The 8,018-nt window shown below is 59.0% G+C and carries 6 protein-coding genes and 1 pseudogene; 3 read left to right on the forward strand and 4 right to left on the reverse strand.

Annotated features, from left to right (window positions below):
- Window positions 1-203: 203 nt before the first annotated feature.
- Window positions 204-1,517, forward strand: a pseudogene (locus ABI582_RS23935) (UDP-glucose dehydrogenase family protein); the annotation flags it as partial.
- A 7-nt stretch (window positions 1,518-1,524) separates the two neighbouring features.
- Here the strand turns inward: ABI582_RS23935 and mqo are convergent.
- Window positions 1,525-3,090: a malate dehydrogenase (quinone) gene (gene mqo, locus ABI582_RS23940; RefSeq protein WP_442120490.1), complete on the reverse strand. Its 1,566-nt coding sequence runs from the start codon at window positions 3,088-3,090 to the stop codon at window positions 1,525-1,527.
- Window positions 3,091-3,235: 145 nt separating this feature from the next.
- Here mqo and ABI582_RS23945 point away from each other — a divergent pair, with 145 nt between their 5' ends.
- Window positions 3,236-4,456, forward strand: a complete 1,221-nt coding sequence (locus ABI582_RS23945) for a putative DNA modification/repair radical SAM protein (RefSeq protein WP_016486573.1) — start codon at window positions 3,236-3,238, stop codon at window positions 4,454-4,456.
- Window positions 4,447-5,292: a TIGR03915 family putative DNA repair protein gene (locus ABI582_RS23950; protein WP_442120491.1), complete on the forward strand. Its 846-nt coding sequence runs from the start codon at window positions 4,447-4,449 to the stop codon at window positions 5,290-5,292. Before ABI582_RS23945 ends, ABI582_RS23950 begins: the two co-directional genes overlap by 10 nt.
- 139 nt (window positions 5,293-5,431) lie before the next feature.
- On the opposite strand, the gene ABI582_RS23955 is transcribed toward ABI582_RS23950, so the two are convergent.
- The 3 genes from ABI582_RS23955 to ABI582_RS23965 all read right to left on the reverse strand — a co-directional run.
- Window positions 5,432-5,686, reverse strand: a complete 255-nt coding sequence (locus ABI582_RS23955; RefSeq protein WP_442120492.1) for a PAAR domain-containing protein — start codon at window positions 5,684-5,686, stop codon at window positions 5,432-5,434.
- A complete protein-coding gene (locus tag ABI582_RS23960; RefSeq protein ID WP_442120493.1) occupies window positions 5,683-6,501 on the reverse strand; it encodes a DUF6708 domain-containing protein in 819 nt (272 codons plus the stop codon). The genes ABI582_RS23955 and ABI582_RS23960 overlap by 4 nt, the downstream gene beginning before the upstream one ends.
- The coding region (locus ABI582_RS23965) for a T6SS effector BTH_I2691 family protein (protein ID WP_442120494.1) at window positions 6,494-8,018 on the reverse strand (1,525 nt) is incomplete at its 5' end. The genes ABI582_RS23965 and ABI582_RS23960, both read right to left, overlap by 8 nt.

The raw sequence follows: 8,018 nt of genomic DNA on the forward strand, positions 1-8,018 counted from the left end.
AACTCCGCTCCGGGGAGGCGGTGGTCGGTTCAAGGGTTTGCGCTCGCCCTATAGCGCGTTACCGCGAGCACTCGATAAGTCTAGATCTTCTGCACATACGCGACGAGATACCGTCCTCATAGCGGCTGAAGCACTCCTTCAGGTAACAATTCCTAAACATCACTGTGACATTTTTTTCAGCTGTCTTATCCAGGAGCGGAAAGATGAAAGTCACGGTCTTCGGTACCGGCTACGTTGGCCTCACCCAGGCAGTGTGCCTGGCCCAGGTGGGGCATTCGGTGTTGTGCATGGATGTCGACGCCGAGCGGGTCGCCACCCTCAATGACGGTCATTGCCCGTTCTTCGAGCCCGGCCTTGCGCCGCTGCTGGAGAAAAACCTGGCCTGCGGCCGCCTGCATTTCACTACCGATGCCAAGGCAGCAGTCCACTACGCCAAGCTGCAGTTCATCGCAGTCGGCACACCGCCACAAGCCGATGGCAGCGCCGACCTGAAGCACGTTTTTGCCGTGGTCGACAGCATCCTCGAACACGCTGATGGCGCCAGGGTGATCGTCAACAAATCCACCGCACCGGTCGGCACGGTGCACCGCATCAAGTTGCGAATAGCCCAGGCTGTCGCCGACACTGGTCGTTTCCAGGTAATCAGCAACCCGGAGTTTCTCAAGGAAGGCTCTGCCGTGGACGATTGCATGCGTCCGGACCGCATCATCATCGGCGGCGCTGAACCGGCCGAAGTGGAGTTGCTGCGCGAGCTTTACCTGCCCTTCAGCCGCAACCGCGAAAAACTCATGGTCATGGATGCACGCAGCGCCGAGCTGACCAAGTACGCGGCCAACTGCATGCTGGCGACCAAGATTTCCTTCATCAACGAAATCGCCAACCTGGCCGAGCACCTGGGGGCCGATATCGAAATGGTCCGCCGTGGCATCGGCTCCGACCCGCGCATCGGTTACGACTTCATCTACGCCGGCTGCGGCTTTGGCGGCTCGTGCTTCCCCAAGGACCTGCAAGCCCTGCGCCGCAGCGCCGAGGCTGAAGGCTTCGAGCCGCAGTTGCTGCGTGCGGTGGAGTCGGTCAACGAACATCAGAAGGGGCGGCTGTTCAGCAAGATCCAGCGGCATTATCCCGATGGGCTGCGGGGCAAGGTGTTTGCCTTGTGGGGGTTGTCGTTCAAGCCCAACACCAATGACATCCGTGAAGCCTCCAGCCGGGTCTTGCTGGAAGCGCTGTGGGCGGCTGGCGCGCGGGTACAGGCCCACGACCCGCAGGCGATGGAAGAAATCCAGCGGCACTACGGCCGGCGTGCGGACCTGCAACTGGTGCCGTGCAAGGACGATGCACTGGAGGGCGCCGATGCGCTGGTAATCGTCACCGAATGGCAGGATTACCGGGTGCTCAACCTGGACAAGGTACCGCAACAGTTGGCCGACCGGGTGGTGTTCGACGGGCGCAACCTGTTCGAGCCCAAACACATGGCCGCCGCCGGCCTGACTTACTACGGTATCGGCCGCGGCCAGCCGGACGCTAAGGCGCAGGAGGTTCCAGCTGCAGCACCTCGTTCGTATACGCCCACTCCTTCTGTACCTGGTCCGGGTGGTCATTCAGGCGGGTGCCATAGGACGGGATGATCTGCTTGATCTTCGCCTGCCACTCGGGCGAGGCCACCTTGTCCTTGAACACCTTGTTCAGCACATCGAGCATGATTGGGGCCGCGGTCGAGGCGCCGGGCGAGGCCCCCAACAAGCCGGCAATGCTGCCGTCCCTGGACGTTACCACTTCGGTCCCGAGCTTGAGCACACCACCGAGTGCCTCGTCCTTCTTGATGATCTGTACACGCTGACCCGCCTGCCACAACCGCCAGTCTTCCTTCTTGGCCTCGGGGAAGTAAGTGCGCAGCGCTTCGAAGCGGTCATTGTCGGATTGCAGCACCTGGCCGATCAGGTACTGCACCAGGTCAAACTCGCGTACCCCCACCCGCATCATCGGCCAGGCGTTGTGCACGCTGGTACTGGCAAGCAGGTCGAGCAGCGAGCCTTGCTTGAGGAACTTGGTCGAGAAGGTGGCGAACGGCCCGAACAGGATCATGCGCTTGCCATCGAGTACCCGGGTGTCCAGGTGCGGCACCGACATGGGCGGCGCACCGGTGGCGGCAATGCCATAGGCCTTGGCCATGTGGCGCTGCGCGATAGCCGGGTTGTCGGTGACCAGGAACGAACCGCCGACCGGGAAACCGGCATAGTCCTTGGCTTCGTCGATGCCCGACTTCTGCAGCAGGGGTAACGCCGCACCACCAGCACCAATGAACAGGAACTTGGCGTCGGTGGCCGCCTTGCTGCCATCTTTGAGGTTCTTGTACTCGACATGCCACGAGCCGTCGTCGTTACGGGTGATGTCTTGTACTTCGGTGGACAGCTTGAGGTCGAAGTTAGGCCGGGTCTGCAGGTAGCCCACGTACTGCCGGGTAATCTCGCCAAAGTTGACGTCGGTGCCAATTGGCGTCCAGGTTACCGCCAGTTTCTGGTTGGGGTCGCGCCCCTCCATCATCAACGGTACCCACTTGCGGATCTGCTCATGGTCCTCGGAGTACTGCATGGGCTTGAACAACGGGCTGGCCTGCAGCGCCTCGTAGCGTTTTTTCAGGAAGCGGATGTTGTCGTCACCCCAGACGAAGCTCATGTGAGGGGTGGTGTTGATAAACGAATGCGGGTTCTTCAATACCCCCTGCTTCACCTGCCAGGCCAAGAACTGTCGGGTGACCTGGAACGACTCGTTGATCTCCACAGCCTTGCTAATGTCGATCTTGCCGTCTTTTTCCGGCGTGTAGTTGAGTTCGGCAAGGGCCGAGTGGCCGGTGCCTGCGTTGTTCCAGCCGTTGGAGCTTTCTTCGGCGACCTTGTCCAGGCGTTCGACCATCTCCATGGACCAGCCTGGCTCCAGTTCGTTGAGCCAGACCGCCAGCGTGGAACTCATGATGCCGCCGCCCACCAGCAGCACATCGACCTTCCTGGTTTCTGCGGCCTGGGCGTTGAGCATGCCAAAGGCCAAGGCCAGCCCGGCCAACGCCAGCTCCGGCTTCAGGGTGATTTTCATAACCTTTTCCGCGCCTCGTTGCTATCCGTAAGTCCAGCCACAAGCTTAGCTGACGGATTTAGTCGGGCATGGCTGGTGCACAACCACTTGCAATCAGACACATCTCAAAATACTGTATGAATACTCAGTACGCAGAGACAGCCCCATGCAACTCATCGCCAAACTCGGCATCCTTGCCGACGCCGCCAAGTACGATGCATCTTGTGCCAGCAGCGGTGCACCCAAGCGCAATTCGCGCGGCGGCGACGGCCTGGGCGCTACCAACGGCATGGGTATCTGTCACAGCTACACCCCCGACGGCCGCTGCGTATCGCTGCTCAAGGTACTGTTGACCAACTTCTGCCTGTACGACTGCCAATACTGCGTGAACCGCCGGTCCAGCAACGTCCCCCGCGCGCGCTTCAGCCCTGAGGAAGTGGTACGCCTGACGCTGGATTTCTACCGACGCAATTGCATCAGCGGCCTGTTCCTCAGCTCTGGCATCATCCGTTCGGCGGACTACACCATGGAGCAACTGATCCGCGTAGCCCGCTTGTTGCGCGAAGAGCACAACTTCCGCGGCTACATACACCTCAAGACCATCCCCGATGCCGACCCGCTGCTGATCGAAGAGGCCGGCCGCCTGGCCGACCGCCTCAGCGTCAACATCGAACTGCCCACCGAAGCCAGCCTCAAGCGCCTGGCGCCGGAAAAACACGCGCATACCATCCGTCAGGCCATGGGCGTGATTCACCAGGGCCAGCAAGCCGTGGCCAACGAACCCAAGGCCCCGCGCTTCACCCCTGCCGGGCAGAGCACCCAGGTCATCGTCGGCGCCGACAGCACCGACGACAGCACCCTGCTGCGCAATGCCGAGTCGCTGTACCAGGGCTACGGCCTGAAGCGCGTGTACTATTCCGCCTTCAGCCCGATCCCCGACAGCCCGGGCAGCGTGCCCCTGGCTGCACCGCCGCTACTGCGCGAGCACCGCCTGTACCAGGCCGACTTTCTGCTGCGCGGCTACGGCTACAAGGCGGGTGAACTGCTTGGCCAAAGCGGTAACCTGGCGCTGGACATCGACCCCAAGCTGGCCTGGGCGCTGGCCAACCGTGACGTTTTTCCGCTAGATGTAAACCGCGCCGAGCCTGCCCTGCTGGCGCGCATTCCCGGTATCGGCCTGCGCAGCGTGCAGCGGCTGGTTGCGCTACGCCGGGAACGGCGAATCCGCTATGACGACCTGATCCAGTTGCGCTGCGTGCTGGACAAGGCACGGCCGTTCATCGTCACCAGCGATTACCGCCCAGCCCAGGGCGAGCTGCGCAGCGGCTTGCTGCGAGCACGTTTGCGTGAACCGCAGGCACCGGTGCAGATGGGGTTGTGGGGATGATTGCGCTCAACTGCGATGACCGGTTCGCCACCTGGCGGGACCAGGCCCGCGTGTTGCTGGGGCATGGCATCGACCCGTCGCAAGTCACCTGGTCACAAGGCCCGGTGGCAGACCTGCTGGCGGTGCCTGCGCCGCTCCCGGAGGGTCCTGGCCCCTTTCGCGCCAAGGTGCCTGCCGCGCTGCTGAGCCAGTTGGAACAGGCGGCCCGTTACTGTGGCGACCAACGCTGGAACCTGTTGTACGAAGTGCTCTGGCGGGTGGCCCATGGTGACCGCACGGCCATGCTGGCCGGCGACCGATTGGGCAGTGAGTTGCAACGGCGCATCAAGCAAGTCAGCCGAGAGGCGCACCACCTGCATGCATTTGTGCGCTTCGTGCCGTTGCCAGAAGCGTTGGCAGAACGCCTGCAACTTGATCTGGTGGCCTACCACGAACCAGCGCATGACATTCTGGAGAGTGCCAGCCCACATTTTGCCGACCGCCTGGGGCGTTTACGCTGGTTGATCGCCACACCACAGGATGGTATTCGCTTCGACGGCCAGGCATTCGATTACCAACGCCGGTGCCCGGAGCGCTGGCAGCAATGGGCACGCAATGCTGAAGACCCAGGCGCCGAACTATGGCGCACCTACTACCGTCACACCTTCAACCCCGCCCGCCTCAACCCAGATGCCCTGCGACTGCACATGCCCGGGCGGTTTTGGCGGCATTTGCCGGAAGGCATGCTGATACCGCAGCTCGAAGGCCTGGCCCGCCAAGGCAAGCAGCGGGACGGTCAAGCGCTCGAAGTTGCCGCTAAACCCGGCAAACAGATCAACACACCCGCAGGTAGCTGAAAAAAAATAACTGTCTCACGCTGTCTCCCACAGGTACAGCGTAAATCCTTGGTCACAACCGGTTTCTGTGGGAGCGGCTTCAGCCGCGAACACCGGCGTAGCCGGTGCCATCCACTCAATGCCTGTTCTACAGCCCGTCTTACAGCAGCCACCCAGCATCGCCCTCCTCAAGCACACCACCATGATCCGTCCGGTCGCCTTTGCGGGCCACCGCCGCACCTTCTATCAGGAAATGCTCAGCCCCACTCTCTATCGCCGCGCCACAGGTTGTCCGGTCCCCCACCCTGGCAACCGCTCTGCCGTTAAACGTATACGTAGCACAACCGCTTTCTACCTGGTTAACCCCATGCAGCGGGCAGTTGTGTTGATGGCCTACAAGTACAACCGGGTTCATAGGGCTTCTCCTTCAGACGGTGCAGTACGGGATTCGCGGTCAATGTCCGCTGGCCATTCAACTTTCGGCGCCAGGCAGTGCATGTGGCTGAGGCCATCGTCATCGTTCCAGTCGCGGGGTGGGTGCACGAACTTTGGCAAGGCTTCGGGGCCTTGTTGCATGAACAGCCGGGCGATGGCCCAGTAGGTCTCGCCCTTGTATAGGTTGGAGGCGAACTCCACGCGATCGATGACTTCGTTAGTTTCAGGATTGCGGACAGACAGCTTGACGTTTTCGATAAGGCCGCCGTGGCCGGGAGCGTAGACGCGGTAAACTTCGGCGGTTACGTCGTCCCAGTTGTAGGCGACAGGTTTTACACCCCAGTGCTTACGGCTGAACAAGTAAAAGTAGTGGTAACGGAACTGATAGAAATAGACCTTCCGTCGCAGACGATTAAAGCGAATGGGCTCGTCTCTTGGAAGCATCAAATCTAACTTCACAACCGAAAACACACCACCAAACCAAACAATAGGCCCAATAATTAGTATAACGTACATCATCCATTCACGCGTCCAGCCATAATTCAAGACAGCCCAGTACAACCACAGCGTCAAACCAAAAAAGAACAGTAATGTGGGAATGCCAAGCAAGGCCAGAACGCCACGCAATATTAGAGTGGACCTGGACAATTCCAGATAGACATCGTCAATATGGTTCGGCGACGGTTTGATATCCTCCAGATTTAAACGGGGGCCTATTCTTTCATCCACTTGCGGCAAATCGCGGCTCCAGCCCAATTCGCGCCTCCATAAAACTCTTGAATCACGCTCAATCATTTTGCCTCCGGTTACATACCTCGGCATACGCACTGGCTATATTACGATCTGGCCAAAACATTACTAGTAATGTCGCTGCCACTACGGAGTGACTTCCTATCGTCGGCAGAAGCTCAACAACTCCAGAAATCTCTAGACTCGCCAATTCTTCATCACCCGCTGCCGCGATATGCAGTTTTTTATCAAAAGCGATATCACTTTTGTAGTCAGGAAGGCGCGGTGAAGAAAATTCAGAATAGTTAGCCGATTTGGAAACAGCATTAAAAGAAGCATGGCGATCTTCACCAACAAGGATTTCCCCACCGGAAAACTCTGGAAAATCTCCATCACCATGACGATGCACTATCAAATTCCAGCTATACGCAGAGTCTTTTTTCCTATACCTAGGCAAGACGATCTGAAATTTCAGCTTATGCTCTACTTCTAACCCGACCAATCCACCTACCCGAGGAACAGTCGGATCGGTTATGAGGTTTGACTCAAAGTGCAGCTTAGCTTGCACGCCCAGCGTTGCAGCATTGAGTTCGGCAAAAGCTATATCCGCATATTCTGGAGTATCCCAATGAACAACAGGCGTTTCATCTGCTTTTCCAAAGCAGCATCGCCTTGCCCAACGTTCCAGCAGGTCTGATTCATTTCTTTCAGCTTGCTTGCTCGCCGTATATGCTAACAGCACCAGTATCACAGCAATACCTAATGGGCCAAGCAGAGAAGAATTGAATACCGCTCCTGCAAAGAAAATGGCTCCGGTACCAAAAGTCGCCGCAGAGAAATAGAAATACGCCATCGCTACACTGTCACCCGCTGCCGTAGCGCGTTTAGCAGCTGAAATAGCCTGAGCGGCTTCGATAAACCCAGCAACAGAGCTTACTACCGCCCCCAGCCTTATTAAGGCCCCTCCGGTGGCTACGGTAGCCGTGGTCCACGCCCCCCCCATTCGGCCAGCAGTTGACCTCAATACAAGTCCAACCACCTCAAGTTGTCCTCCCAACAGTCCCAATTGCGAACCTTGCAATGCCAATTTTGCTTCGTAAGCCTTCGGCCCAATCTCCGCTTCCGCTTTTTCCTGATTCCTGCTCAGGGTGTCATGCTGCAAATACAACCCACCTATAGCCAGCAGCAACTCCCAACTGCCTACCACTCCACGCAAGCCGCGAAAGCCAGTCCGTACCAACTGCGCCGCCTGCTGCGAAGTGATCTTCATCCTCTGGAACACCTTTCGCGCATTCGGCTCTAGCGTCCCCGCCGCCACCGAGATATCCACCAAGGTACGCTGCGCGAAGCTGCTTGCCTGAGTTACCTTCATGTTGGCTTCTTCAAGCAACCGACCATGCACGTCCGCCGCGGTACCCTCGACCCACACCGACACACTGATCATGGTGTTGGTAAACCGCGGGTCCAGCACGGCCAGGCTCATCAACCCGTGCTGGATGATCGGCCGCACCTTGTTCCAGGCCTTGGTTGAATGAATGTCGATGTCATCAATGTTGCGGTGCATCCGGTCCCTGGCCTCGGCG

The sequence above is a fragment of the Pseudomonas sp. SAS7 genome (genome assembly GCF_052112345.1).
In the GTDB taxonomy this organism is placed as follows: Bacteria; Pseudomonadota; Gammaproteobacteria; order Pseudomonadales; family Pseudomonadaceae; genus Aquipseudomonas; species Aquipseudomonas putida_Q.

What these genes read in the sequence shown, in the direction of transcription:
- ABI582_RS23945 (WP_016486573.1), top strand. Translation starts at nt 3,236, where the DNA reads ATGCAACTCATCGCCAAACTCGGCATCCTTGCCGACGCCGCCAAGTAC.
- ABI582_RS23955 (WP_442120492.1), bottom strand. Translation starts at nt 5,686, where the DNA reads ATGAACCCGGTTGTACTTGTAGGCCATCAACACAACTGCCCGCTGCAT.
- mqo (WP_442120490.1), bottom strand. Translation starts at nt 3,090, where the DNA reads ATGAAAATCACCCTGAAGCCGGAGCTGGCGTTGGCCGGGCTGGCCTTG.
- ABI582_RS23960 (WP_442120493.1), bottom strand. Translation starts at nt 6,501, where the DNA reads ATGATTGAGCGTGATTCAAGAGTTTTATGGAGGCGCGAATTGGGCTGG.